The 25,399-nt window shown below is 75.8% G+C and carries 23 protein-coding genes; 12 read left to right on the top strand and 11 right to left on the bottom strand.

The features are described 5' to 3' along the window. From ACSNOB_RS24605 to ACSNOB_RS24590, 4 genes are all read left to right on the top strand, one after another. Positions 1-949, top strand: a 949-nt coding sequence (locus tag ACSNOB_RS24605) for a chitinase (protein WP_436688788.1), incomplete at its 5' end; no start/stop codon positions are given. Between the two features lie 115 nt (positions 950-1,064). Continuing rightward, positions 1,065-1,589 (top strand): PadR family transcriptional regulator, encoded by a 525-nt coding sequence (locus tag ACSNOB_RS24600; RefSeq protein ID WP_393108721.1) that lies wholly within the window; start codon positions 1,065-1,067, stop codon positions 1,587-1,589. Beyond that, entirely contained in the window at positions 1,586-2,266 is a 681-nt protein-coding gene (locus ACSNOB_RS24595) for an ABC transporter ATP-binding protein (RefSeq protein WP_436688787.1), read from the top strand. Before ACSNOB_RS24600 ends, ACSNOB_RS24595 begins: the two co-directional genes overlap by 4 nt. After that, positions 2,263-4,539, top strand: a complete 2,277-nt coding sequence (locus ACSNOB_RS24590) for an FtsX-like permease family protein (protein ID WP_436688786.1) — start codon at positions 2,263-2,265, stop codon at positions 4,537-4,539. The genes ACSNOB_RS24595 and ACSNOB_RS24590 overlap by 4 nt, the downstream gene beginning before the upstream one ends. A gap of 120 nt (positions 4,540-4,659) precedes the next feature. Here the strand turns inward: ACSNOB_RS24590 and ACSNOB_RS24585 are convergent, their stop codons facing one another. The 3 genes from ACSNOB_RS24585 to ACSNOB_RS24575 all read right to left on the bottom strand — a co-directional run bounded on the left by ACSNOB_RS24585 (position 4,660) and on the right by ACSNOB_RS24575 (position 8,393). Beyond that, entirely contained in the window at positions 4,660-5,832 is a 1,173-nt protein-coding gene (locus tag ACSNOB_RS24585) for a (Fe-S)-binding protein (protein WP_436688785.1), read from the bottom strand. After that, positions 5,829-7,214, bottom strand: coding sequence for an FAD-binding oxidoreductase (locus tag ACSNOB_RS24580; protein WP_436688784.1), 1,386 nt, complete (start codon positions 7,212-7,214; stop codon positions 5,829-5,831). The genes ACSNOB_RS24585 and ACSNOB_RS24580 overlap by 4 nt, the downstream gene beginning before the upstream one ends. Positions 7,215-7,403: 189 nt before the next feature. Next, the gene (locus ACSNOB_RS24575) at positions 7,404-8,393 is read right to left on the bottom strand and encodes an ArsR family transcriptional regulator (protein WP_436688783.1); all 990 of its coding nucleotides are present in this window, start codon (positions 8,391-8,393) and stop codon (positions 7,404-7,406) included. A 56-nt stretch (positions 8,394-8,449) separates the two neighbouring features. Here ACSNOB_RS24575 and ACSNOB_RS24570 point away from each other — a divergent pair, with 56 nt between their 5' ends. Next, on the top strand, positions 8,450-9,778 hold the full coding sequence (locus ACSNOB_RS24570; RefSeq protein WP_436688782.1) for an MFS transporter: 1,329 nt from the start codon (positions 8,450-8,452) through the stop codon (positions 9,776-9,778). On the opposite strand, the gene ACSNOB_RS24565 is transcribed toward ACSNOB_RS24570, so the two are convergent. The 4 genes from ACSNOB_RS24565 to ACSNOB_RS24550 all read right to left on the bottom strand — a co-directional run bounded on the left by ACSNOB_RS24565 (position 9,729) and on the right by ACSNOB_RS24550 (position 13,474). Next, complete coding sequence (locus ACSNOB_RS24565; protein ID WP_393108707.1) at positions 9,729-10,172, bottom strand: hypothetical protein; 444 nt, start codon at positions 10,170-10,172, stop codon at positions 9,729-9,731. The genes ACSNOB_RS24570 and ACSNOB_RS24565 overlap by 50 nt on opposite strands. Before the next feature lie 106 nt (positions 10,173-10,278). Continuing rightward, positions 10,279-11,130, bottom strand: a complete 852-nt coding sequence (locus ACSNOB_RS24560) for a sugar phosphate isomerase/epimerase family protein (RefSeq protein WP_436688781.1) — start codon at positions 11,128-11,130, stop codon at positions 10,279-10,281. Beyond that, on the bottom strand, positions 11,127-12,236 hold the full coding sequence (locus tag ACSNOB_RS24555) for a dihydrodipicolinate synthase family protein (protein WP_436688791.1): 1,110 nt from the start codon (positions 12,234-12,236) through the stop codon (positions 11,127-11,129). Before ACSNOB_RS24555 ends, ACSNOB_RS24560 begins: the two co-directional genes overlap by 4 nt. Positions 12,237-12,322: 86 nt before the next feature. After that, on the bottom strand, positions 12,323-13,474 hold the full coding sequence (locus ACSNOB_RS24550) for a Gfo/Idh/MocA family protein (RefSeq protein ID WP_436688780.1): 1,152 nt from the start codon (positions 13,472-13,474) through the stop codon (positions 12,323-12,325). Positions 13,475-13,780: 306 nt separating this feature from the next. Between ACSNOB_RS24550 and ACSNOB_RS24545 the strand changes: the two genes are divergently transcribed. Further along, a complete protein-coding gene (locus tag ACSNOB_RS24545; protein ID WP_436688779.1) occupies positions 13,781-14,911 on the top strand; it encodes a LacI family DNA-binding transcriptional regulator in 1,131 nt (376 codons plus the stop codon). Here ACSNOB_RS24545 and ACSNOB_RS24540 read toward each other — a convergent pair. Both ACSNOB_RS24540 and ACSNOB_RS24535 read right to left on the bottom strand, forming a co-directional pair. Then, positions 14,796-15,908, bottom strand: a complete 1,113-nt coding sequence (locus tag ACSNOB_RS24540) for a glycerate kinase (RefSeq protein ID WP_436688790.1) — start codon at positions 15,906-15,908, stop codon at positions 14,796-14,798. The genes ACSNOB_RS24545 and ACSNOB_RS24540 overlap by 116 nt on opposite strands. Before the next feature lie 195 nt (positions 15,909-16,103). Next, positions 16,104-17,279 (bottom strand): hypothetical protein, encoded by a 1,176-nt coding sequence (locus tag ACSNOB_RS24535; RefSeq protein ID WP_436688778.1) that lies wholly within the window; start codon positions 17,277-17,279, stop codon positions 16,104-16,106. Positions 17,280-17,496: 217 nt separating this feature from the next. Here ACSNOB_RS24535 and ACSNOB_RS24530 point away from each other — a divergent pair, with 217 nt between their 5' ends. Both ACSNOB_RS24530 and ACSNOB_RS24525 read left to right on the top strand, forming a co-directional pair. After that, positions 17,497-19,050: an NAD(P)/FAD-dependent oxidoreductase gene (locus ACSNOB_RS24530; RefSeq protein WP_436688777.1), complete on the top strand. Its 1,554-nt coding sequence runs from the start codon at positions 17,497-17,499 to the stop codon at positions 19,048-19,050. A 93-nt stretch (positions 19,051-19,143) separates the two neighbouring features. Further along, complete coding sequence (locus ACSNOB_RS24525) at positions 19,144-19,629, top strand: N-acetyltransferase family protein (RefSeq protein ID WP_436688776.1); 486 nt, start codon at positions 19,144-19,146, stop codon at positions 19,627-19,629. 39 nt (positions 19,630-19,668) lie between these two features. Here the strand turns inward: ACSNOB_RS24525 and ACSNOB_RS24520 are convergent, their stop codons facing one another. Both ACSNOB_RS24520 and ACSNOB_RS24515 read right to left on the bottom strand, forming a co-directional pair. Beyond that, complete coding sequence (locus ACSNOB_RS24520; protein WP_436688775.1) at positions 19,669-20,514, bottom strand: siderophore-interacting protein; 846 nt, start codon at positions 20,512-20,514, stop codon at positions 19,669-19,671. Continuing rightward, positions 20,511-21,548 carry an ABC transporter substrate-binding protein gene (locus tag ACSNOB_RS24515; protein ID WP_436688774.1) on the bottom strand — a complete coding sequence of 346 codons (1,038 nt, stop codon included), beginning with the start codon at positions 21,546-21,548 and terminating at the stop codon, positions 20,511-20,513. Before ACSNOB_RS24515 ends, ACSNOB_RS24520 begins: the two co-directional genes overlap by 4 nt. 67 nt (positions 21,549-21,615) lie before the next feature. Between ACSNOB_RS24515 and ACSNOB_RS24510 the strand changes: the two genes are divergently transcribed. The 4 genes from ACSNOB_RS24510 (at position 21,616) to ACSNOB_RS24495 (ending at position 25,291) form a co-directional block, all read left to right on the top strand. Further along, on the top strand, positions 21,616-22,716 hold the full coding sequence (locus ACSNOB_RS24510; RefSeq protein WP_436688789.1) for a FecCD family ABC transporter permease: 1,101 nt from the start codon (positions 21,616-21,618) through the stop codon (positions 22,714-22,716). Beyond that, complete coding sequence (locus tag ACSNOB_RS24505) at positions 22,713-23,741, top strand: FecCD family ABC transporter permease (RefSeq protein ID WP_436688773.1); 1,029 nt, start codon at positions 22,713-22,715, stop codon at positions 23,739-23,741. Before ACSNOB_RS24510 ends, ACSNOB_RS24505 begins: the two co-directional genes overlap by 4 nt. Positions 23,742-23,794: 53 nt before the next feature. Continuing rightward, positions 23,795-24,628, top strand: a complete 834-nt coding sequence (locus ACSNOB_RS24500) for an ABC transporter ATP-binding protein (protein ID WP_436688772.1) — start codon at positions 23,795-23,797, stop codon at positions 24,626-24,628. A gap of 96 nt (positions 24,629-24,724) precedes the next feature. Beyond that, entirely contained in the window at positions 24,725-25,291 is a 567-nt protein-coding gene (locus ACSNOB_RS24495; protein ID WP_436688771.1) for a GNAT family N-acetyltransferase, read from the top strand. The last annotated feature ends 108 nt before the right edge of the window (positions 25,292-25,399 follow it).

Genomic DNA, 25,399 nt, shown 5'->3' with positions numbered 1-25,399 from the left:
GCCGGCCGACTGGGACATCGTGAACCTCGCCTTCGGCGAGCCCACCACGGCGACCTCGGGCGACATCCGCTTCCAGCTCTGCCCGCCCGCCGAGTGCCCGGGCGTCGAGACCGAGGCCGAGTTCGTCGCGGCGATCCGCGCCAGGCAGGCGCAGGGCAAGAAGGTGCTGCTCAGCATCGGCGGGCAGAACGGCCAGGTCCAGCTCACCACGACCGCCGCCCGGGACACCTTCGTCCGGTCGGTGTCGGCCATCATCGACCGGTACGGGCTTGACGGGCTCGACATCGACTTCGAGGGGCACTCGCTCTACCTGGACGCCGGGGACACCGACTTCCGCAACCCGACCACGCCGGTGGTCGTCAACCTCATCTCCGCGATCCGCACCCTCAAGCAGCGGTACGGGGCGGGCTTCGTGCTCACCATGGCGCCGGAGACGTTCTTCGTCCAGCTCGGCTACCAGTTCTACGGGTCGGGCCCGTGGGGCGGGCAGGACCCCCGCGCCGGGTCGTATCTGCCGGTGATCCACGCGCTGCGTGACCACCTCACCGTGCTGCACGTGCAGGACTACAACTCCGGGCCCATCATGGGGCTCGACAACCAGTACCACACGATGGGCAGCGCGGACTTCCACGTCGCGATGACGGACATGCTGCTGGCCGGCTTCCCGGTCGCCGGCAACCCCGACCGCTTCTTCCCGCCGCTGCGCGAGGACCAGGTGGCCTTCGGGGCGCCCTCGTCCCCCAGCGCCGGCAACGGATACCTGGCCCCGGCGGGGGTACAGGCCGCGGTGACCTGCCTGGTGAAGGGGCAGAGCTGCGGGTCGTACGCGCCGCGCAGCGGCACCAACCCGGCCTTCCGGGGGCTGATGACCTGGTCGATCAACTGGGACCGGTTCTACGCCTGGGAGTTCCGCCTGCACCACGGCCCGTTCCTGCGGTCGCTGCCCTGACGCCGCCGGCGTCGTCCGGTCCACCCGGCCCGGACGACGCCGGCACCCACTCGGCCGGAGCAGCCCACGGGGGCGCTATACACATCGCGTATACGCGGTGTGTATAGTCGCCGCCATGTCGATCGGACAGACCTTCCTCGGCCTCCTGGAGGCCACCCCCCGCCACGGCTACGACATCAAACGCCTCTACGACGAGCGCTTCGGCCACGCCCGGCCGCTCGCGTACGGGCAGGTCTACGCCACCCTCTCCCGCCTGCTGCGCAGCGGCCTGGTCGAGGTGGAGGCGGTCGAGCCCGGCGAGGGCCCGGAGCGCAAGCGGTACGCGATCACCGAAGCCGGCGTCACCGACGTGGGGCAGTGGCTGGCCCGGGCGGAGAAGCCCGAGCCGTACCTGCAGAGCACCCTCTACACCAAGGTGGTGCTCGCCCTGCTGACCGGCCGCTCCGCCGCCGACCTGCTCGACGTGCAGCGCGGCGAGCACCTGCGAATGATGCGCGAGCTGACCCGCCGCAAGCGCGACGGCGACCTCGCCGAGCAGCTCATCTGCGACCACGCCCTGTTCCACCTGGAGGCCGACCTGCGCTGGCTGGAGCTGACCGCCGCCCGCCTCGACGACCTCGCCGCGGCGGTCCGGTCGTGAGCGCGCCGCTGCTGGTCGCCGAGGATCTGCACCGCTCGTACGGCCCCACCCGGGCGCTCGCCGGCGCCAGCCTGCGCGTCCACCCCGGCGAGGTGCTCGCCGTGATGGGCTCCTCGGGCTCCGGCAAGTCCACCCTCCTGCACTGCCTCGCCGGCATCGTCCGGCCCGACTCCGGCCGCGTGCTGCACGCCGGCCGCGACCTGGCCGCCCTCACCGACGCCGAGCGCAGCGCGCTGCGCCGGGAGGCGTTCGGCTTCGTCTTCCAGTTCGGCCAGCTCGTGCCGGAACTGACCTGCCTGGAGAACGTCGCGCTGCCGCTGCGGCTGGACCGGGTCGCCCGCCGCGAGGCGGAGCGCCGGGCCGCCGAGTGGCTGGACCGCCTGGAGGTCACCGAGGTGGCCGGGAAGCGGCCCGGCGAGGTCTCCGGCGGGCAGGGGCAGCGGGTCGCCGTCGCCCGGGCGCTGGTCACCCGCCCCCGGGTGGTCTTCGCCGACGAGCCGACCGGCGCGCTCGACTCGCTCAACGGCGAGCGGGTGATGCGGCTGCTCACCGGGGCGGCGCGGGAGACCGGCGCGGCGGTGGTGCTGGTGACCCACGAGGCGCGGGTCGCCGCGTACTCCGACCGGGAGGTGGTGGTGCGCGACGGCCGCACCCGCGACCTGGAGGTCGCGGCGTGACGCGCCTCCGCCACGGCGCGGCCGACCTGGCCCTGGGCGCCCGGATGGCGTTCACCGGTGGGCGGGACGGCTGGCTGCGCGCGGTGCTCACCGCGGTCGGCGTCGGCGTCGGGGTGGCGATGCTGCTGCTCGCCGCCGCGGTGCCCGGCGCGCTGGACGCCCGCGAGGCGCGCGGCGACGCCCGCGACGACCTGCGGATGGGCGAACCGATTCCGGCCGCCGCGAACACCCTGCTGCTCCGCCAGGCCGACACCGAGTTTCGCGGGCAGCCGGTGCGGGGCCGGGTGCTGCGACCCGAGGGGCCGGCCGCACCGGCGCCGCCGGGGGTGCCGGCGCTGCCCCGCGCGGGTGAGGTGGTGGTCTCCCCCGCGCTGCGCGACCTGCTCGACTCCGCCGACGGCGCGCTGTTCGCACCCCGACTGGGCGGGGCCCGGGTCACCGGGGTCATCGGCGACGAGGGCCTCGCCGGCCCGCGGGAGCTGGCCTTCTACCTGGGCAGCGACCGGCTGAGCGTGGCGGACGGCGCGACCCGGCTGGACGCGTTCGGTGGCGGGCTGCCCGGCGAGCCCTTCGGTCCGGTGCTGATGGTGCTGGTGGTCGTCATCTTCGTGGTCCTGCTGCTGCCGATCGCCGTCTTCCTCGGCGCGGCCGTGCGGTTCGGCGGCGAACGCCGCGACCGGCGGCTGGCCGCCCTGCGGCTGGTCGGCGCGGACGCGGCGATGGTCCGGCGGATCGCCGCCGGGGAGGCGGCCGCCGCCGCGCTGCTCGGCGTCGCGGTCGGCGGCGCGCTCTTCGCGCTCGGCCGGCAGGTGGTGCCGCTGGTCACCCTGATGGACCTCAGCGTGTACGCCGCCGACGTGCGCCCGCCGCTGCCGTTGGTCGCCGCCGTGGTGGTGGCGGTGCCGGCGCTCGCCGTGGTGGTGACCCTGGTGTCGATGCGCGCCGTGCTGGTCGAGCCGCTCGGGGTGAGCCGGCGCGCGACGCCGGTGCGCCGCCGGCTGGCGTGGCGGCTGCTGCTGCCGGCCGCCGGGCTCGGGCTGCTGCTGGCCGGCACCGCCGGCGTCGCTCCGCTGGGCGCCGAGCGGCAGACGGCGGCCGGCGCGGTGCTGCTGCTGGTCGGCGTGGTCACCGTGCTGCCCTGGCTGACCGACCTGCTGGTCCGCCGGCTGCGCGGCGGCCCGGTGCCGTGGCAGCTCGCGGTGCGCCGCATCCAGCTCGACAGCGCCGCCTCGGCGCGCCTGGTCAACGGCATCGCGGTCGCGGTGGCGGGCACCATCGGGCTGCAGATGCTCTTCGCCGGCGTTTCCGGCCAGTTCACCTTCGACACCGGGCAGGACACCTCCCGGGGCCAGGTGCAGGTGCAGTTCGCGGCCGGCGCGGAGGTCACCGCGGCGGTGGACCGGCTGGCCACCGCGCCCGGCGTGACCGGCAGCAACACCACCCTGCTGACCGTGGTCGCGGTCGCCGACAGCCTCGCCGACCTGCGGATCGGCGACTGCGCCGAGCTGGCCGAGTTCGCCCGGCTCGACCGGTGCGCCGACGGCGACGTCTTCCTGGTCCGGGACGCCACGGCCCCCCAGACGGGCATCCGGCCGGGCGTGACCGTCACGGTCCCGGACGTCGACGGGTCGACCTGGCGGGTCCCCCGCGACGCGCGGGAGGTGCCGATGCGCGCCGACCCCGCCGGCCACCGGCAGACCAGCGTGCTGGCCACCCCGGGTGCGGTCGGCGCCGCGCGGCTGGGCCCGCTGCGCGCGGACGCGTACCTGCGGCTCGCACCCGACCGGCCGGACGCGGTGGAGCACGTCCGCAACGTCGCCGCCGGGGCCGACCCGTTCGCCTCGGTCCTCACGCTGACCGAGACCAGGCAGGCGAACACATTCGTCAACATCAAGCGCGGCCTCTACATCGGCGCCGCGGTCACCCTGCTGCTGATCGGGGCCAGCATGCTGGTCGGCGTGCTGGAGCAGCTCCGGGAACGCCGCCGGCTGCTGGCGATGCTGGTCGCGGTGGGCACCCGGCGCAGCACGCTGAGCTGGTCGGTGCTGTGGCAGAGCGCCGTGCCGGTGGTGATCGGGCTCGTCCTGGCGGTGGCCTTCGGCCTGGGGCTGGGCGCGGTGCTGCTGCGCATGGTGCACGCGCCGGTCGCGGTCGCCTGGCCGGCGGTGGGCGTCTCCACCGGCCTCGGCGCGGCGGTGGTGCTGCTGGTCACCGGGCTCAGCCTGCCGGCGCTGTGGCGGCTGACCCGGCCGGACGGCATCCGCACCGAGTGAGGGGGCATCCGGTCGGCGGCGCGCCCGGCCGGCCGGGTGCGCCGCCCCGCCACGGTGACGGCCGCCCACCGGCGGCCCCGCGGCGACCGGCCCCGGCGTGCCCCGTGCCGACCGACCCGGTCAGCCGGCTGGGGGCGGCGGCTCGACGCGGGTGAGCAGCTCGGCGAGGTGCACGGCCCGCACGGCCGACCGGCGCCGGCGCAGCCCGGTGCGCAGTTGCCGCAGGCACCCGGGGTTGACGGCCACCACCAGGTCGACCCCGGCGGCCTCGATCTCGTCTAGCTTCGCGTCCAGGATCCGCCGCGACTCCCTGGGCCGCAGCAGGGAGTACGTGCCGGCGGCGCCGCAGCAGGCGGCCGCCGAGGGCAGCTCGACGTAGTCCGCGACCTGGCGCAGCAGCGCCCGCGGCTCGGCGAAGACGCCGAGGCCGTTGCGCAGGTGGCAGGAGTCCTGGAGGGCGACCCGGGCGCGCCGGCCGGCCACCCGCAGCTCGGTGCCGGCGGGCCGGGCGGCGAGCCAGGTGGACAGCTCGCGCACCCGGTCCCGGCCGAGCACGGAGGCGAGGTGCGCCGCGCAGCCCCCGGAGGTGGTGACGATCGTGCCGGGCAGGTCCTCGCCAAGGCGTTCGGCCAGCCGCTCGCCGCCGGCCAGGTCCCCGTTGTGCGCGTGCAGCGCCCCGCAGCAGCCCTGCGCGGTGGGGACCGCCAGCGCCGGGTCGAGGGCCCGCGCGGCCCGGCTGACCGCCGGGAACAGTCCCCGCTCGACACAGCCCAGCATGAGCTGAGCGCCGGACCGGCCGGCGGCGTCGGGATCGCCGGCGGCCGGCGAGGCCGCGGCCGGAGCGGGCGCGCCAGGGGGCGGCGCGGCCGGCGCAGCGTTCCGCGCGGGTGGGGGCGGGGTGGCGGCCGGGCCGTGGGCGGCGCGGCGCACCAGGCCGAGCAGCCGCAGCAGCCACCGCTGCTCGACCAGCACCATCAGCGCCCGGGCCACCAGGGGCCGCCGGCGGCCGCGCCACTGGTGGACCCGCCACTGCTCCAGCAGGCTGCCGTACTCCACCCCGGCGGGGCAGACCGGCTCGCAGGCGCGGCAACCCAGGCAGAACGAGGACTGCTCGGCGAGCGTGTCGTCGTCCGGGGGAAGGGTGCCGTCCTGCAACGCCCGCATCAGCGTGATCCGGCCCCGCGGCGAGGACGCCTCGTCGCCGGTCATCGCGTACGTGGGGCAGGCCGGCAGGCAGAAGCCGCAGGAGATGCAGCGGGACAACTGCTCGGGGTCGAACACATCGCCGGTCACGAGCCCAGCTTTCCGGGGTTGAGGATGCCCGCCGGGTCGAAGGCGGTCTTGATCCGGCGCAGCAGGGCGAGCTGGTCGTCGCCGAGGCGGGCGGCGAGGAACGGCAGCTTGGCCGCCCCCACCCCGTGTTCGCCGGTGATGGTGCCGCCGAGGTCGAGAGCGGCGGCGAAGACGTCGGCGAAGGCCGCCTCGGCCCGGCGTACCGCGTCGTGGTCCTCGGCGGAGTCGAGGACGCAGGTGGGATGCAGGTTGCCGTCCCCGGCGTGGCCGAAGGTGGCGATGGCGACGCCGTGCCGGTCGGCGATCGCGTCGATCCGGTCGACCATCTCGGCGATCCTCGGCCGGGGCACGGTCGCGTCCTCCAGGATCGTCACCCCGCCCCGGCGGGACAGCGCCGGCAGCGCGCAGCGGCGCGCGGCCAGCAGCGCCTCGGCCTGGGCGACCTCGCGGGCGGTGGTGACCTCGACCGCGCCGGCGTCGACACAGGCCGCGCCGATGCGGTCCAGGTGGGTGGCGACCAGGTCCGGCGGGCCGTCGTCGCCGAAGAGCAGCAGCGCCCCGGCGTCGGCGCGCAGCCCCAGGTGCGCGAAGTCCTCCACCGCCCGGATGCAGGCCCGGTCGAGGAACTCCAGGGTCGCCGGGACCACGCCGGCCCGGATCACCCGGGCGACGGCCTCCCCCGCCTCGGCGAGCGTCGGGAAGTACGCCACCCCGGTGTTGCTCGACGCCGGGGCGGGCAGCAGCGCCACCGTCGCCTCGGTGAGCACGGCGAGCGTGCCCTCGGAGCCGGTGAGCAGGCGGGTCAGGTCGTAGCCGGCGACGTCCTTCCACAGCCGGCCGCCGGTGCGGATCACCTCGCCGGTGGGCAGCACCGCCTCCAGGCCCAGCACGTAGTTGCGGGTCACCCCGTACTTCAGCCCGCGCAGCCCGCCGGCGCAGGTGGCGATGGTGCCGCCGACGGTGGCGACGGTCCGGCTGCCCGGGTCGGGCGCCCAGAGCAGCCCCCGCGCGGCGGCGGCGTCGGCCAGCGCGGCGCTGGTCACGCCGGGCTGCACCCGGGCCAGCAGCTCGTCGGCGCTGACCTCCAGGACGGCGTTGAGCCGGGTCAGCACCAGCACGATCCCGCCGCGCAGCGGCACCGTCGCCGCGCAGAGGTTCGAGCCCGCGCCGCGCGGCACCACCGGCACCCGGTGCCGGGTGGCCAGGGCCAGCACGGCGGCCACCTCGGCGGTGTCGGCCGGGAAGACCACCGCGTCGGGCCGGTGCGAGAAGAGCGGGGTGGCGTCCCGCGCGTACGCCACCAGGTCGCCGGCCGCGTCGTGCACGTGTGACGGGCCGACGATGCCGCGCAGCTCGGCGAGGACGGTCGCGGACAGCGCCATGCCGACCCTTTCCGGCGCCCCGGTCGCGCCCGTAGATTTCTTCCGGCTGCCGGCCTGATGTTCGGCGACAGTTTTCAACGGATCATAGAGAGCCGGGCCGGTCAGGTGAAGACGCCGCCGTGGTGTCCTGGTCGCCGTACGTCCGGTGCGGCTCGGGGCGCCGACGCCGCGGATCCGGCTCGGCGCCGGTCAGCCGGTGCTCGACGGGCCGGCCAGTTGATCGCCGAGAGGGCTGCGGCGGTACAGCACGTGCCGCCCGTCGCGGGCGCGGGTGATCAGGCCCGTGGCGTGGAGCACCCGCAGGTGCTGCGACACGGCGCTGGGCGTGACGGTGAGCCGGCGGGCGATCTCCACCGTCGGCAGCGGCTCGTCGAGGAGGCCGAGCAGGCGCGTTCTGGGCGCGCCGAGAAGCGACGTCAGAGCGGTCGGGTCGACGCTCGGCGGCGGGGCCCAGAGCGTCGCCACCCCACGGCAGGGGTACGCCAGCAACGGTGGCTCATCGGCGCTGACCGGCGGGGCGGGCTTGTGGGAGAACACCGACGGCACCAGCAGCAGCCCTCGACCGGAGGCCGCGACGCGGTGCCTGCCGATCATCTTGTCGATGTGCAGCACGCCCTCGTGCCATCGCAGGTTGGGGTGCATGTCGGCGAAGAGCAGGCGCGCGCCTCCCACGGCCAGTTGCCGGGCGCGGTAGGTCATGTCCGCTTCCAGCACGAGTCGCAGCTGCGGCCAGGACGGCTCGATCGCCGCGCCCCAGTAGCGCTGGAGGTGGTCACAGATGGCGTCGCGGAGCGCGAGGACAGGAGCATCGTCGTCCGCGGTGACCGCCCGCAGGACGTCCGGAAGCCGGCCACGGGCGTACGCGGCCAGCACGTCGCGGCGGACCACGTCCGCGGGCGTCCGGCGTACGGTCGTCAACTCCTCCTCGAAGGTCGCGGCGAACCTCGTCGGCCTCGGCGTCAGGAAGTCCGGGAGGGCGCGGTCCGGCCCGACCAGGGACATCAGCAGGTTGGCGTCGAGCGCGTCGAGTCTGCCGAGCACCGACCTGCGCCACGGCAGGTGCAGCGCGGACAAGCCGGGCTCGCGCAGCACCCGGAGGCTGAGCACGGTCTCGTGGACCGGCGAGATCGCGAACCGGGTGTCCGCGAGATCCTCGACGTCGAGCACAAAGCTGATCATTAAGCCGTACGCTACATCGTTTGGCGGCCATCGGGGCGTGCCGTGGACTTCCAGGCATGACACCCCGCATCGACATGACGGACCAGGCCCGGCCGGCGGCGCATGGCGATCGGCGCGGGCGCGGCATGAGCCGCCGGCTGATCCTGCTGCTGGCCCTCACGTGCGGGGTCGCCGTCGGCAACGTCTACTTCCCGCAGACGATCACCCCGTTGCTCGCCTCCGGCCTGCACGTCGACCCCGACTCGGCCGCGCTGGTGGTGACGGCGACGCAGTTCGGCTACGCCGCCGGGATCTTCCTGCTCGTGCCGCTCGGCGACCGGCTCCCGCACCGGCCGTTGCTCGTGGCCCTGCTCGGTCTCACCGGGTCGGGACTGCTCGCGGCGAGCCTCGCGCCCTCGCTGCCGCCGCTCGTCGGCGCGAGCGCCCTCGTCGGGGTCACCACCGTGGTGGCGCCGGTCATCGGCCCGATGGCGGCCGGCCTCGTGGCCGACGACCGGCGTGGCGTGGTCAGCGGCACGCTGTTGAGCGGCTCGATCGGGGGCATGCTGCTGTCCCGCACGGCCGCCGGCACCATCGGCGAGTGGCTGGGCTGGCGGGGCCCCTACCTGGTGGCCGCAGCGGTCGTGCTGCTCATCGCGGTGGTCATGGCCCGCGTGCTGCCGACGACGCGCCCGCCGTCCCGGCACGGGTATCCGGCGCTGCTGGCCGAGTCGCTGCGCCTGCTGCGCACCGAGTCCGACCTACGCCGCTCCTGCCTCTACCAGGCGACGGTCTTCGCCGGCTTCTCGGCCGTCTGGACCGGCGTGGCGCTGCTGCTGACCGGTCCGGCGTACGGCCTGGGCGCACCCGCGGTCGGGGTGCTCGCGCTGGTGAACGCGGGGACGATGCTCTGCACGCCGGTCGCGGGGCGCCAGGTGGACCGTCGCGGGCCCGACGCGGTCAACCTGATCTGCGTGCGCGTGGTCATCGTCTCGGCCGTCGTCCTCGCGATCGGCGGCCTCGGCGGGGCGCTGGGCATGGCGGCCCTCGTGCTGGGCACGTTGTTGCTCGATGTCGGGATGCAGTCCGGCATGGTCGCGAACCAGGTGCGGATCTACGCCCTGCGCCCCGAGGTCCGCAGCAGACTCAACACCGCATACATGACGTGTGCGTACCTCGGGGGCGGTGTGGGTTCCTGGCTCGGGGCCCGGACCCACACCTACCTCGGGTGGCCGGGCGTGTGCGCCTTCCTGGCGTTGCTCGCCGCGGTGGCTCTCGCCCACCAACTGACGTCGGCCCGTCCGGGCACGGCCGCCGCCTCGCGGCTCGACCGGGGCGCCGCCGGCCGCCCGGCTGTCAGCGCGGCGGCAGGTGCTCGCGCAGCGCGGCGAACTCGGCCACGGTGAGGAAGGACGGGTTGGCCGCCTGCGGCTGCCGCAGGACCTCCGCGCCCGCCAGCCGGGCGTCGGCGCGGAACCGCTCCCGCCGGATCCGGTGCTCCTCGTCCAGCACCGTCAGGTCCAGCGGCACCGTCCAGGCCCCGCCCGGCTCGCCGGGCACGGCGGGCGCGGCCACCCGTCCCACGCCCCAGACGCCGTAGGCGAGCCGGCCGCGACTGCCGCTGGCCCAGAGGACCACCGGCTGACCGGCCCGCATCAGGCGGGCCCGGTAACCCGGGCGTACGCACCAGCTCGTCACCCGGGGATCGCGGGCGAAGCGGGCGGCCAGGTCGGTCCGGTCGGCGTTGCCCTTGACCAGCCACGCGCCGAGGTCGTCGAGGCGCACCAGCCGGTCGGTCATCCCGCCATCCTCGCGCGGATCCCCGCCGGCCGCCGGGCGGGGCGACCGGCGGGGACCGCAACCGGCCGGCGGGGACCAGAACCGGCCGGCGGGGACCGGACCGGCGTCAGGCGACGTGGCGCAGGTAGCCCACGAGTGACGCGTCCAGCACCTCGCGGCCCGGGCGCGCCCACACCTCGGCGGAGAAGACCTCCACCTCGACCGGCCCGGTGTAGCCGGCCGCGTCGACGGCCTCCCGCAGCCGGCGCAGCTCGATGCAGCCGTCACCGGGCAGCGCCCGGCCGAGCAGCGCCCCCTCGGGCAGGGGGGTCACCCAGTCACAGACCTGGAAGGCGGCGATCCGCGTCCCGGCCCGGGCGATCTGCGCGTACACGGCGTCGTCCCACCACACGTGGTACGCGTCGACGACGACGCCGACCACGCCCGGGTCGAACCGTTCGGCGATGTCGAGCGCCTGGCCGAGGGTGGCCACCACGCAGCGGTCGGCGCAGAACATCGGGTGCAGCGGCTCGATCGCCAGGGTCACCCCGGCCGCCGCGGCGTGCGGGGCCAGCTCGGCGACGGCGTCGGCGACCCGGCGGCGGGCGCCCTCGACGTCCCGGCTGCCGGGCGGCAGCCCGCCGGAGACCAGCACCAGCACCGGGGCGCCGAGGGTGGCGGCCTCCTCGACGGCACGGAGGTTGTCGTCCCGCCAGTCGTCGGCGGTGAAGAACCCGCCCCGGCACAGCGAGGTGACGGCGAGGCCGGCGTCGCGGACGAGCTTGGCGGCGCGGGCCAGCCCGTACCCGGCCACCGGCTCCCGCCACAGCCCGATGCCGGGCACGCCGGCGGCGACGCAGCCGGCGACCACCTCGGGCAGCGGCCAGTGCTGCGCGGTGGCCTGGTTGAACGAGAACCGCCGCAGGGCGTCGGCGTCCCCGCCCGGCGGGACCGTGGACGGCCCGGTGCCCGCGCTCACCGGGTCACCCCGGCGACGGTGAAGTAGGCCCGCGCGCGGGCGGCGGCCAGCTCGGCGTCGGGCAGCAGCCCGGCGGCGTCGGCGAGGGTGAGCAGGGTCGCCAGGTGCGCCGCCGAGCGACCGGACTGCGCCCCGCCGACCATCGTGAAGTGGTCCTGGTGCCCGGCCAGCCAGGCCAGGAAGACGATGCCCGTCTTGTAGTGCCAGGTGGGCGCGGCGAAGAGGTGCCGGGCCAGCGGCACGGTCGGCGCGAGGATCGCGTCGTACGCCGCCAACTCGCCCCGGTCGAGCGCGGCCAGCGCGGCGGCGGCGGCCGGCGCGATCGCGGCGAACACCCCGAGCAGCGCGTCGGAGTGGCCGGCCTCGTCGCCCCGGATCAGCTCCGGGTAGTGGAAGTCGTCGCCGGTGTAGAGGCGCACGCCCGGGGGCAGGCGACGGCGCAGCGCCACCTCGCGGTCGGCGTCGAGCAGCGACACCTTGATTCCGTCCACCCGGCCGTCGTGGGCCTTGACCAGTTCGACGACGGTGTCGGCGGCGAGGTCCAGGTCGGCCGAGCCCCAGTAGCCGGCCAGCGCCGGGTCGAACATCGGGCCGAGCCAGTGCAGCACCACCGGCTGGTCGGCGGCGGCCAGCAGCTCCGCGTACACCCGCAGGTAGTCCTCCGGGCCGCAGGCCGCGGCGGCCAGGTGACGGCTGCACATCAGCACCGGCCGGGCGCCGGCGGCCTGCACGTCGTCGAGCTGCTCACGGTAGGCCCGGACGACCTCGGCCAGGGTGGCCGGGCCGGGCGGGAGCTGGTCGGTGTTGACCCCGGCGACGATCCGGCCGCCGGCCGCGCGGGCCTCGGCGGCGCTGCGCCGGACCAGTTCCCTGGTCGCCCGGTGGTCCAGCCCCATGCCGCGCTGCGCGGTGTCCATGGCCTCGGCCACCCCGAAGCCGTAGGACCACAGGTGGTGCCGGAAGGCCAGGGTGCGGTCCCAGTCGAGCGCCGCCGGGGCGCCCGGGGTGTTCTCGGCCGTCGGGTCGGCCACCACGTGCGCGGCGGCGTACGCGATCCGGCTGGTCGGCGGCCCGGCGGGGCGCGGGAAGCCGGCGCCCCCGGTCAGCCGGTGCCGCCGACCGCCGGGCAGCACCACCTCCGCCCCGGCCACCGCGCCGCCGTCCGCTCGCGGGCCCGGCCCGTCGCCGGCGCTCACAGCTCCAGCTCCGGGATGTCGAGGCGGGCGCCCTCGCGGGCCGAGCGCAGGCCCAGCTCGGCGAGCTGCACGCCGCGCGCGCCGGCCAGGAAGTCCCACGGGAACGGCTCGTCGGCGACGACGTGCCGCAGGAACGCCTCCCACTGCACCTTGAAGCCGTTGTCGAACTCCTCGTTGTCGGGCACCTCGGTCCACTGTGCCCGGAAGTCCTCGGTGACCGGCAGGTCCGGGTTCCACACCGGCTTCGGGGTGACCGCGCGGTGCTGCACCCGGCAGCGGCGCAGCCCGGCGACGGCGCTGCCCTCGGTGCCGTCGACCTGGAACTCGACCAGCTCGTCCCGGTGCACCCGCACGCACCAGGAGGAGTTGAGCTGGGCCACCACGCCGCCGTCGAGTTCGAAGACGCCGTACGCGGCGTCGTCGGCGGTCGCCGGGTACGCCCGGCCCGCCTCGTCCACCCGCTGCGGCACGTGGGTGGCGGTGACGCAGGAGACCGTCCGCACCCGGCCGAAGAGTTCCTCCAGCACGTAGTGCCAGTGCGGGAACATGTCCACGACGATGCCGCCGCCGTCCTCGGCCCGGTAGTTCCAGGACGGACGCTGGGCGGGCTGCCAGTCGCCCTCGAAGACCCAGTAGCCGAACTCGCCGCGTACCGACAGGATCCGGCCGAAGAAGCCGCCGTCGATCAGCCGCTTGAGCTTGCGCAGCCCGGGCAGGAAGAGCTTGTCCTGCACCACCCCGGTCCTCACCCCCGCCGCGCGGGCCGCGCGGGCCAGGTCGAGCGCGCCGGCGGTGTCCTCGGCCAGCGGCTTCTCCGTGTAGACGTGCTTGCCGGCCTCGAGCGCCCGGCGGATCGCCTTCTCCCGCTGCTGGGTGACCTGGGCGTCGAAGTAGACCTCGACGTCGTCGCGGGCCAGCGCGGCGGTCAGGTCGGTGGTCCAGTCGGTCAGGCCGTGCCGCTCGGCGATGTCGCGGAGCTTGGTCTCGCTCCGCCCGACCAGGACGGGCTCGGGCCAGACGGTCGTGCCGTCGGCCAGGGGCACGCCGCCCTGCTCGCGGATCGCGAGCAGGGAGCGCACCAGGTGTTGGCGGTATCCCATCCGGCCGGTGACGCCGTTGACGATGATGCCGATCGACCTGCGGGTCATGGTGTTCCTTCCCCCTGCGCGGGTGCTTGCGACCTGGACGGCGGCGGGCGGCGGGCCCTGCTCCACGCCCGCCGCCGTCGCCCGGGGGCCGGGCCGGTCGGCGGGTCAGGCAAACGCTTTCCTGGGCAGCGTAGGGAACCTCCGCCGGGTCGGGCAAGGGCTTTCCCCGCCGCGTTTCCGGTCGCCCGTCCCGGCCGGCTCGAACGAGGCCGGACGGTGCGGCGGGAAAGGCCTTTCTCTGCGGTACGGTGACGGGTGGCCGGCATGCCGGGGCGCGGCCGTCGAGAGCGACCGAGGGGGGCGGCAGTGGCGACCCTGTCCGACGTGGCCCGGCGGGCGGGGGTCTCGCCCGCGACCGCCTCACGGGTGATCAACGGCAGCAGCAAGCCCGTCACCGACGAGCTGCGCGAGCGGGTGCTCCGGGCCGTCGCCGACCTGCAGTACGTGCCGAACGCGCACGCCCAACTGCTGGCCCGCTCGCACCGCACGGCGGTGGGCGTGATCGTGCACGACGTCTCCGACCCGTACTTCGCCGAGATCACCCGGGGGCTGCAACGGGTCGCCACCGACCAGGGGCGGCTGCTGATGATCTGCAACAGCTACCGCGACCCGGAGCGCGAGCTGGAGTACGTCGAACTGCTCCGCGGCCAGCAGGTCGCCGCGATCATCCTGGCCGGCTCGGGCTACCACGACGCCACGTTCACCCGCCTGCTCAACGACAAGCTCGCCGCGTACGAGGCGACCGGCGGGCGGGTGGCCGTCATCGGCCGGCACGAGCACTCCGGCGACGCGGTGATGCCCGACAACCGCGCCGGCGGCCGGCTGATCGGCGCGGAGCTGTGCGAGCTGGGCCACCGGGCGATCGGGGTGGTGGCCGGGCCGGCGGTGCTCACCACCACCACCGACCGGCTCGCCGGGCTGCGGGAGGCCCTCGCCGCGCACGGGCGCGGCCTGCCCGAGCACCGCGTCCGCCACGCCGAGTTCGACCGCGACGGCGGCGCCGCCGCCACCGCCGCCCTGCTCGACGCCGACCCGGAGCTGACCGCCGTGGTCGCGCTCAACGACTCGATGGCCATCGGCGCGCTCGCGACGCTGCGCGCCCGCTCGGTGGCCGTGCCGGGGCAGGTGTCGGTCGTCGGCTTCGACGACATGCCGATCGCCCGGGACGTGACCCCCGCGCTGACCACGGTCCGACTGCCCCTGGTCGAGATGGGTGCCCGCGCCATGTCGCTGGCCCTCGACCCCGCAGCGGCCACGCCCCGCGTCGAGGTGCTCCCCGCCGAGGTGGTGCGCCGCGACAGCGCCGGCCCGGCGCCCGAGGTCATCCCGGGCCGCCCCCGGTCGGCCGGAACCGCCGCGCCAGCCGGCTCCCGGCCGCCGCGAGCCAGCGACCGGGCTCGGCCATCGCGGCCGGCCGCCCACCCGCCAGCGCCGTGAGGTCCTCCGCCGCCACCACGGGGGGCGGCGGAGGCGCGGCGACCTGCCCGGCCACGAGGTGGACCGGGACGCCGGCGTCCCGGGCGGCGGCCAGCACGTGCCCGACGATCTTGCCCCGGGTGGACTGTCCGTCGAACCTGCCCTCGCCGGTCAGCACCAGGTCGGCGTCGGCGAGCGCGGCCGGCAGGCCGGCCACCTCGGCGATCGTGGCGGCGCCGGCGACCAGGGCGGCGCCCCAGGCGGCGGCGAGCCCGTAGCCGGTGCCCCCGGCCGCCCCGGCGCCGGGCTGGTCGGGCCGGCCGCCGAGCAACTCGGCCAGCCGGCGCAGCCCCTCCTCCAGCCGGTCGACGTCGCCGGCCGAGGCGCCCTTCTGCGGCGCGAACTGGCGGGCGGCCCCGTCCGGCCCCAGCAGCGGCGCGGTCACGTCGACCAGGCAGGCCACCCCGCCGGGCGGGGGCGGCGGCAGCCCGGCGAGATCCACCGAGGCCAGCCGGGACAGGGGGCCGCCGCCGGGCGGCAGGTCCCGGCCCTGGGCGTCCCGCAGGCGTACGCCCAGGGCCCGCAACGCCCCGGTGCCCCCGTCGGTGCTCGCGGAGCCGCCGAGGGCGACCAGCAGGCGGCGGGTGCCCGGGTCGGCCAGCGCGGCGGCCACCAGCTCGCCCGTGCCGTGGGTGCTCGCGCCGAGGGCGTTCGGCCGGGCCGCCAGCGGCAGGCCGCTGGCGGCGGCGAGTTCGACGACGGCCGTGCCGTCGGGCAGCAGCAGCCACCCCGCGCGGACCGGGCGGCCGTCCGGCCCGGTGACCCGCGCCGGCTGCCAGCGGGCCCCCGGATGCGCCTCGGCGAGCACGTCGGAGGTCCCCTCGCCCCCGTCCGCCAGCGGCAGGAGCCGGACCTCGTCGTCGGGTCGCTCCCGGCGCCAGCCGTCGGCGACGGCCGCCGCGGCGTCCCGCGCCGGGACGCTGCCCTTGAACGAGTCGGGGGCCACGACCACCCGCATCCGCACCGCCCCTCCCCCGCCGCGGCACGCTCGTCCGCGGCTGGCGCGCTCCCCGCGCGCCACACCGCCGGGAAAGCGCTTGCCCGCGCAGTGTAGGGAGCCCGGCCACCCGTCGGCAACGCCCCCGCGGCGACCCGGTTCGCCGAGAGCCCGCGCCGGCACCGCCGCCGAGCCTGCCGGCGCCGGCAGGCTCGGTCAGATGATGTAGTGGGTCCAGTAGGCGAGCCAGATGACGAACAGGGCGCCCTGGAGGAGGGCGAGGGCGGCGGTCAGCCAGGCGTCGGCGGTGGCGTGCCGGGCCCAGCGGGCCAGCACCAGGCCCACCGGGAACACCGCGAGCAGGTAGCGCAGCAGGCTCTTGTAGACGGGCGGGCCCATGGACAGCGGCACCAGGACCATGATCAGCCCGTACACGAGGTAGGGCAGCCCGAGGTGGCGGACGCCCGCGACCAGGACCACCAGCACCACCACGGCGAACCAGACCCGCAGGGCGTCGCGCGGCGGGGTGCCGGTCAGGCCGTGCCACAGCACCCCCAGCGGGTTCTGCACCGAGATCCCCCAGCCCTTCTCCTGGGCGTGCTTGTAGGCGAACCAGTCGCCGCTCTGCCACCGGCAGAACGCCATGAAGGTGAGCCAGCCGGCCGGCACCAGCACCAGCGGCCACCCGACGCGGACGTACCCCCACAGCGCGCGCGGGCCCAGCCGGTAGCCGTGCTGCCGCAGCAGCACCAGGGCCAGCGGGAGCACGACGAAGAACCCGACCGAGCGGCTGAGCGCGAGGAAGAAGCCCACGATGCCGACCAGGAGCCAGCGCCGCCGCTCGGCGTAGTGGAAGGCGGCGAGCGCGAGGCAGAGGAAGAGCGACTCGGTCAGCGCCGCCTGGAACAGGAACGCGGTCGGCAGCAGTACGAGGTAGCGGACGAACCGGCGGGCCGACGCGTCGTCGCCGAGCAGCCGCTCGCCCAGCCGGTGCGCGTAGAAGAGCATCAGCAGGAACGCGACGTTGGCGACGAGCAGCAGCGCCAGCGCGGTGTCCCCGCCCAGCAGCGGGGCCAGCGGCCGGGCCAGGAACGGGTACAGCAGCGGGAAGCCGAAGTCCCGCCACGGTTCGTCGAGGGGCACCCGGGTCAGGTGGTCGTAGAGGAACGAGTCCCACGCGAACCAGAGCTGGACCGCGCGGTGCCCGGAGATCGCGCGCTGCTGCTCGCGCATCGTCGTCTCGTCCGGCGGCGGCGCCCACGGCACCTCGTCGAAGGCGCTCAACGCGACCACCCCGACCCCGCTGAGCACGACCTTCGTGCCGACGAAGACGCCCGCCACGAACAGCCAGGGTGCCGGCACCCGGTCGGCGGCCCGCCGCCACCTGTCCATCGCCACGTCTCCCGCCCCGGCCGCCCGAACGGTGCCACATCCCCGTTCCGGGGCGGTTGACACGTCCGCGCCACGGGCAGGGCGCAGGCCCGCCCTTCCGGCCCGCGTCCGCGGCCCGTCACCGGGCGTCCGGACGCGGACGCGGATCCGGGTGAGATCCGGCCGAGGCCGGGTAAGCGGGCCGCCTCCGGCAGGCGGAAGCAGGGAGCGGCACGGCATGGGCGAAGAGCGCGGCACGGTGGTCATCGGTGCGGGGCCGGCAGGTCTGACGGCGGCGTACGAGCTGCTCCGGCGGGGGGCTCCGGTCCGGGTCTTCGAGTCCGACGACGTGGTGGGCGGGATCAGCCGCACCGTCGAGCGGGACGGGTGGCGCTTCGACATCGGCGGGCACCGGTTCTTCACCAAGGTGGCCCGGGTGGAGGAGTTCTGGCACGAGATCCTGCCCGACGAGGACTTCCTGCTGCGGCCCCGGATGAGCCGGATCTACTACCGGGGCGCGCTGTTCGACTACCCGTTGAGCGCGGCGAACGCCCTGCGCAACCTCGGGCTCCGGGAGGCGGCGCTCTGCATGGGCTCGTACGCCCGCGCCCGGCTGCGCCCGCCGAAGGACCAGTCGCACTTCGAGGGCTGGGTCTCCGCCCGGTTCGGCTGGCGGCTGTACTCGATGTTCTTCAAGACGTACACGGAGAAGGTCTGGGGCATGCCGGCCGACCGGTTGCAGGCCGACTGGGCCGCGCAGCGGATCAAGAACCTGTCGCTGGCCAAGGCGGTCCGCAACGCCGTGCTGCCCCGGCGCAACCGCAAGGACGTGACCAGCCTGATCGAGGAGTTCCAGTACCCGAAGCTCGGCCCGGGCATGATGTGGGAACGCTGCGCCGAGGAGGTCCGCCGGCGCGGCGGCCGGGTGGAGACCGGCAGTTGGGTGACCGCCGTGCACCGCGACCCGGAGCACCGCCGGGCGGTCGCGGTCACCGTCAACGGCGCGGCCGGGCAGCGCACCGAGCCGGCGGAGCACGTCGTCTCCTCGATGCCGATCTCCGAGCTGGTGGCCGCCCTGCGTCCGGCCGCCCCGCCGGAGGTGCTGGCCGCCGCGGCCGACCTGCGGTACCGGGACTTCCTGACCGTCGCGCTGGTGGTGCCGGAGGAGTTCTCGTTCCCGGACAACTGGATCTACGTGCACGACCCGGCGGTGAAGGTCGGCCGGATCCAGAACTTCGGCTCGTGGTCACCGCACCTGGTCAAGGACGGCCGCACCTGCCTCGGCCTGGAGTACTTCGTCTTCGAGGACGACGAGACCTGGCGTACGCCGGACGCCGAGCTGGTCGCCGCCGCGACGGCGGAGCTGGAGCGGCTCGGCCTGGTGCGGCCGGGCGTCGTCGAGGCCGGGTACGTGGTGCGGATGCCGAAGGCCTACCCGGTCTACGACGAGCGCTACCAGCGCAACGTCGACGTGATCCGGGACTGGCTGGCGCGCGAGGTGCCGAACGTGCACCCGGTCGGCCGCAACGGGATGCACCGCTACAACAACCAGGACCACTCGATGCTGACGGCCATGCTGACCGCCGAGAACATCGCCTGCGGCACCCACCACGACGTCTGGTCGGTCAACGTGGAGCAGGACTACCACGAGGAGTCGAGCCACGACGGGGACGGCCACCGGGGCACCGGCCGGGACGCCCCCATCGTGCCGGCCCGGCCCACCGCCCCGGCCGGCACGACGCTGGACGGTGCCGCCCGGCCCGAGCGGCCGGCGCAGGTACGCCTCGGCTGAGCCCGCCCGGCGCGCGGGCGGCGTGCGGTCCGGGCGGTCGCCGGGTCGGCACACGACTTGCTGCCGCACGGCGCCGCTCCTAGGATCCGCCGGATGCGGATCCGCGAGTTCGACGAACCCGACTGGGCCCAGGTGTGGCCGATCGTCGAGGAGGTGGTCCGGGCGCGGGAGACCTTCGTCTACGACCCGGAGATGACCGCCGAGCAGGCGTACGGCATGTGGGTGGAGGCCGCGCCCGGCCTGACCGTGGTGGCGGTCGACGGCGACCGGGTGCTGGGCACCGCCAAGATGGGCACCAACCGCCCCGGGCCGGGGTCGCACGTGGCGACCGCGAGCTTCATGGTGGCCCGCGAGGCGCGCGGCCGGGGCGTGGGCACCGCGCTGTGCCGCTACGCGCTCGACTGGGCCCGTGCGCGGGGGTACGCGGGCATGCAGTTCAACGCGGTGGTCGAGTCGAACGCCTCGGCGGTCGAGCTGTACCGGCGGGAGGGCTTCGCGGTGGTCGGCACGGTGCCCGGCGCGTTCGCGCACCCCACCCTGGGGCGGGTGGGCCTGCACGTGATGTACCAGGAGTTCTGACCGGCCGCCGCCCTGTCCGGGCGGCGGCCGGCCCGTCGGTCAGGCGACGGCCGCGGCGCTCGCCTCGGCGCGCAGGTCCTCCTCGGAGGCGCCGCGCCGCCAGTAGCCGGAGAACGTGACGTGCCGCCGGTCCAGGCCGCGCTCGGCGACGAGGTGCCGCCGGACCGCCCGTACCATCGACGACTCGCCCGCGACCCAGGCGTACGGGGTGCCGGCCGGCAGCCGGGCGGCGCGGACCGCGTCCGCCAGCAGGGTGCTGCCGGGGGCGGTGCCGCCCCGCACGATCCAGCGCACCTCGGCCCGCGCGTCGGTGGGCAGCTCCTGGATGTCCGCCGCGTCGGGCACCTCGACGAAGGCCAGGACCCGGGCGTCGGCGGGCAGCCAGGCCAGGATCCCGGCGGCGGCGGGCAGCGCGGTCTCGTCGGCGACCAGCAGCACCGAGTCGGTGCCGGCCGGCTGCCGGAAGCAGACGCTGCGGTTGTCGTGCACGGCCGGGCCGAGCAGCACCACCCGGTCCCCGGGCAGGGCGTGCCGGGCCCAGCGGGAGGCGGGACCGGTGTCGCCGTGGCTGACGAAGTCGATGTCCACCTCGGCCACCTCGGGGCGCTGCTCCCGGATGGTGTAGGAGCGCATCACCGCGCGCACCTCCGCCGGCATGGCCCGGTACGCGCCGAACCAGTCCTCCCCCGCCCGGTCCGGGAGCACCGGCTCGGGCTGGCCGGGGTGCGGCAGGAACAGGGAGACGCTCTGGTCCCGGCCACCGCCGGCGAAGTCCGCCAGCTCCGGCCCGCCGAGGGTGACCCGGATCAGGGAGGCCCCGATCCGCCGGGCGCCGACGACCTGCGCGGCGTAGAAGCGGTACTGGAGGGCGACCGCGGTGGTCATGCGGTGACCTTCTTCGCGTTGCGGATGGCGGTGGCCAGGTTCTCCAGCAGCGGCGCGGCGCCCGCGTACGAGAAGCGGGGCACCGCGTCCCACGGGGTGATCTGGTTGGCCTTGACCGCCGGGAGCTGCTGCCAGGTCGGCTTGGCGGCCAGATCCTTGGGCTGCAGGGCGGTGTTGCGGTTGTCCAGCAGGAGCAGGTCGGCCGGGAACTTGCCCGCGTTCTCCCAGCTCAGCGCCTCGAAGTAGTCGCCGGCCTCCAGCTTGGTGGGGACGACGATGTCGACGCCCAGCTCGGCGAAGTACATCAGGTCGGTGCTGACCTTGGGGTTGGAGGCGTAGAACAGGTCGGGGCTGCCGGAGCAGGCGAGGACCTTGATGCCCGGGTTCGCCTTGACCGCCTGGCGGACCGACTCGGCGGCGGCCTCGAAGCGGGCCTTGGCGTCGGTGACCTTCTTGGCGGACAGGTCGGCGCCGAGGGACTCGGCGAGCTGCGCGTACCGCTCGATGGGCTTGGTCATCGGCACCCGGGCGGTGGTGATCGCGACGCTGGGGGCGAGCGGGAGGATCTTGTCCTTGCTCTCGTCCGGCACGTACCACAGGGCCCCCGGGTCGTACATGTGGGTGACCAGCAGCTCCGGCCGCAGGGCCGCGTACTTCTCCAGGCTGAACTCGCCCCAGACGTTGCCGAGGATCTGCACGGACTCCACGTTCAGGTCACCGGCCTGCGGATCCTTGCTGCCGTCGGCCCGCTTCGTCTCGCCGAACACCCCGACGATCTGCTTGTCGAGCCCGAAGTCGACCAGCGCGGCGGCGACCCCGGTGAAGGCGACCACCCGGGTCGGGCGGTTCGCGGCGCTCACCTTCTCGTTGCGGTCGTCGGTGAACGACCAGGGCCCACCGGAGTTCTGGGCGGCGGGGGCGGCGGAGTCGTCGTCCCGGCCGCAGCCGGCGAGCAGGGCGGCCAGGGTGGCGGCGCCACCGGCGGCGAGCAGGCCCCGGCGGGAGAGTCGGCGGGCGGACACGGGATGCGGCATGACGGTGTCTTTCGATCAGGGTCGGGCGAATGACCATGGACAGCGGGGTTAGGTTAACCTAACCTAAATCGCTGTCAAGCCCAGCCCGGAATTCCGCACCACATCGGAGCCCACACTGTCCGCCACCCTCTCCTCACGCGTCGGCGCGCCGCCGGCGCCGCCCGTCGCGCGCCGGCCCGGCCGCGCCGTGCTGCGGGCCGCCGGCCTCGCGGCGTCGGTGCTGCTCCTCGTCGCCGTGGCGGTGCTCAGCATCGCCGTGGGCGCCAAGCAGCTCCCGCTCGCCGACGTGTGGCAGGGCCTGCTGCACCGCGACGCCGCCGAGTACGCCGTCGTGCACCGGATGCGGCTGCCCCGTACGCTGCTGGGCCTGCTCGCCGGCGCGGCGCTCGGCGTGGCCGGCGCGGTGATGCAGGCGCTGACCCGCAACCCGCTGGCCGACCCCGGGCTGCTCGGCATCAACGCCGGCGCCTCGGCGGCGGTGGCGACCGGGGCGGTCCTGTTCGGCATCGGCGGCGTCGGCGGCCAGGTCTGGTTCGCGCTGCTCGGCGCGGCCGTCGTGACCGCCGCCGTCTACGTCGTCGGCGGCGGGCGCGGGGCCACCCCCGCCCGGCTGGCGCTGGCCGGGGCGGCGCTCAACGCCACCCTCTACTCGTACGTCAGCGCGGTGATGCTGCTCGACACGGCGTCGCTGGAGCGGCTGCGGTTCTGGACGGTCGGGTCGCTGGCCAGCGCCGAGCCCGCCACCGTGCGCACGGTCGCGCCGTTCATCGCGGCGGGCCTGCTGGTCGCGCTGGCCGCCACCCGGGCGCTCAACGCGCTGGCGCTCGGCGACGACGCCGCGCGCGCGCTCGGCGCCCGGCCCGCCGTCGTCCGGGGCACGGTGATCGTGGCGATCACGCTGCTCTGCGGCGCCGCCACGGCCGCCTGCGGGCCGATCGTCTTCGTCGGCCTGCTCGTGCCGCACCTGGTCCGCGCGCTCACCGGGCCGGACCTGCGCTGGCTGCTGCCGTACTGCGCGGTGCTCGCCCCGGTGCTGCTGCTCGGCGCCGACGTGCTGGGCCGGGTGCTGAGCCGGCCGGGCGAACTCCAGGTCGGGATGGTGACCGCCGTGGCGGGCGGGCCGCTCTTCCTCTGGCTGGTGCTGCGCGGGCGGGTGGCCCACCCGTGATCACGATCCGCACCCCCGGCGGCCTGTCCCTGCGGCTGCGCCCCCGCGCCATCGCCGTCGGCCTCACCTGCGTGGCGCTCGCCCTGGCGTTGAGCGTGCTCGCCATCGGCAGCGGCGACTACCCGATGAGTCCCGCCGACGTGCTGCGCGCCCTCGTCGGCCGGGGCAGCCCGGCCGAGGAGTTCATCGTCACCGAGCTGCGGCTGCCCCGGCTGGTGACCGCGCTCTGCGTCGGCGCCGCGCTCGCCCTGGCCGGCGCGGTCTTCCAGTCGCTGGTCCGCAACCCGCTGGGCAGCCCCGACATGCTCGGCTTCACCCAGGGCGCGTCGACCGGCGCGCTGATCGTGGTGGTGCTCGGCGGCAGCAGCATGCTGCTGGCCTCGGCGGCGGTGATCGGCGGCCTCGCCACCGGCGTGCTGGTGTACGCGCTGGCCTGGCGGCGCGGCGTGCACGGGTTCCGGCTGATCCTGGTCGGCATCGGCACCATGGCGATCCTCACCGGGGTCAACGGCTGGCTGCTGACCCGGGCCCAGCTGATGGACGCCGCCCGCGCCGTGCTCTGGCTGACCGGCAGCCTGGACGGGCGGGGCTGGGTGAACGTGGTCCCCCTGCTGATCGCGCTGGCGGTGCTGGTGCCGGTGGTGCTGATCGGCTTCGGGCCGGCCCTGCGCCTGGTCGAGATGGGCGACGACACCGCCTCCGCCCTCGGCGTACGCGTGGAGCGGGTGCGCCTGGTCGTGCTGGCGGCGGCGGTGCTGCTGGTCTCGCTCGCGGCGGCCGCCGCCGGGCCGGTGAACTTCGTGGCGCTCACCGCGCCGCACCTGGCGCGGCGGCTGACCCGGGCGCCGGGGCCGAACCTGCTGCCCTCGGCGGCCGTCGGGGCGGTGCTGCTGGTCGGCGCCGACCAGCTCGCGCTGCGGGCCTTCCCCGGGCACCAACTGCCGGTGGGCGTGGTGACCGGGGTGCTGGGCGGCGCCTACCTGATCTGGCTGCTCGCCACCGAACGCCGGGCCGGCCGGCTGTGACCGGCAACGGCCCGCGCGGGCGGGCGCACCACGACGAGAACGGAGCACCGAGCATGCAGTCCCGGCTGAGCGGCAGCGCGATGACCCTCGCCTACGAGCGGCGGACCATCGCCGAGGACCTGAGCGTCGCGGTGCCCGACCGGTCCTTCACGGTGATCATCGGCCCGAACGCCTGCGGCAAGTCCACCCTGCTGCGCGCCCTGTCGCGGCTGCTGAAGCCCGCCGCCGGGGCGGTGCTGCTGGACGGCGAGGACATCCACCGGCTGCCGGCCCGCGGCGTCGCGCGCACCCTCGGCCTGCTGCCGCAGACGTCCATCGCCCCGGACGGCATCGGCGTCGCCGAGCTCGTCGCCCGCGGCCGGTACCCGCACCAGGGGCTGCTGCGGCAGTGGTCGCGCGAGGACGAGCGGGTGGTCACCGAGTCGATGGCGGCCACCGGGGTCGCGGACCTGGCCGACCGGCCCGTCGACGAGCTCTCCGGCGGGCAGCGGCAGCGGGTGTGGATCGCGATGGCGCTGGCCCAGCAGACGCCCCTGCTGCTGCTGGACGAGCCGACCACCTACCTGGACATCGCCCACCAGATCGAGATCCTCGACCTCTGCGCCCGGCTGCACGAGGAGCAGGGCCGGACGCTGGTGGCGGTGCTGCACGACCTCAACCACGCCGCCCGCTACGCCACGCACCTGATCGCGATGCGCGAGGGTCGGGTGGTCGCCGCCGGCGCGCCCCGGGAGGTGGTCACCGCGGAGCTGGTCGAGGAGGTCTTCCGGCTGCCCTGCCGGGTCATCGACGACCCGGAGACCGGCACACCCCTGGTCGTGCCCGCCGCCCGCCGCCGCGCGGGCGCGAGCGCGAGCGCCCCGACGGTCGCGGCCGCCGGCGGCTGACGGTCGTGGGCGCCGTCGGGAACCGTCGGCCCGCCGGGCCACGCCGCGAGCCACCCTGCGTGCGCATCGACCGGAATCACCGTACGGTGGCACACGATGCGTGATGTTGTCAGCACCTACCGACAGAACGTCGACGGCTTCGGCCTGGTGACGATCCGCCCCCTGGACCCGGACACCGACATCGACCTGATCCACGGCTGGGTCGGCGAGGAACGGGCCCGGTTCTGGGGGATGCGCGACGCCGGCCGCGAGCGGGTCGAGGAGATCTACCGCTACCTGGACTCGCTGCCCACCCACCACGCCTGGCTGACGCACCGCGACGGCGTGCCGGTCGCGCTGTTCCAGACGTACGAGCCGGCGGCGGACCCGGTCGGCGAGTGCTACGAGGTCCAGCCCGGCGACCACGGCGCCCACCTGCTGATCGGCCCGCCGACCCGGCCCGAGCGGGGCTTCACCGGAGCCCTGCTGGAGGTGTTCCTCGGCTTCGTCTTCGCCGACCCGCGACGCCGGCGCGTCGTGATGGAGCCGGACGCGCGCAACGAGAAGGCGGTGGACCGGCTGCTGCGCACCGGCTTCGTCGCCGGCCCGCTGATCGACCTGAACGGCAAGCGGGCCCGGCTGATGTTCCTCGACCGGGAGACCTTCGAGGCCCGCCGGCGCTGACCCCCACGGCCCGGAATCCGACCCGGCCCGCCGCCCGGGGTTCCGGGCGACCCGGCCCGTCGCCCGGGGTTCCGGAGGACTCGGCCCGCCGCCCGGGGCTCCGGGCGG

Source organism: Micromonospora sp. URMC 106 (assembly GCF_051386395.1).
Classification (GTDB): Bacteria; Actinomycetota; Actinomycetes; order Mycobacteriales; family Micromonosporaceae; genus Micromonospora.
This window is presented reverse-complemented; position numbering and strand designations above follow the sequence as displayed.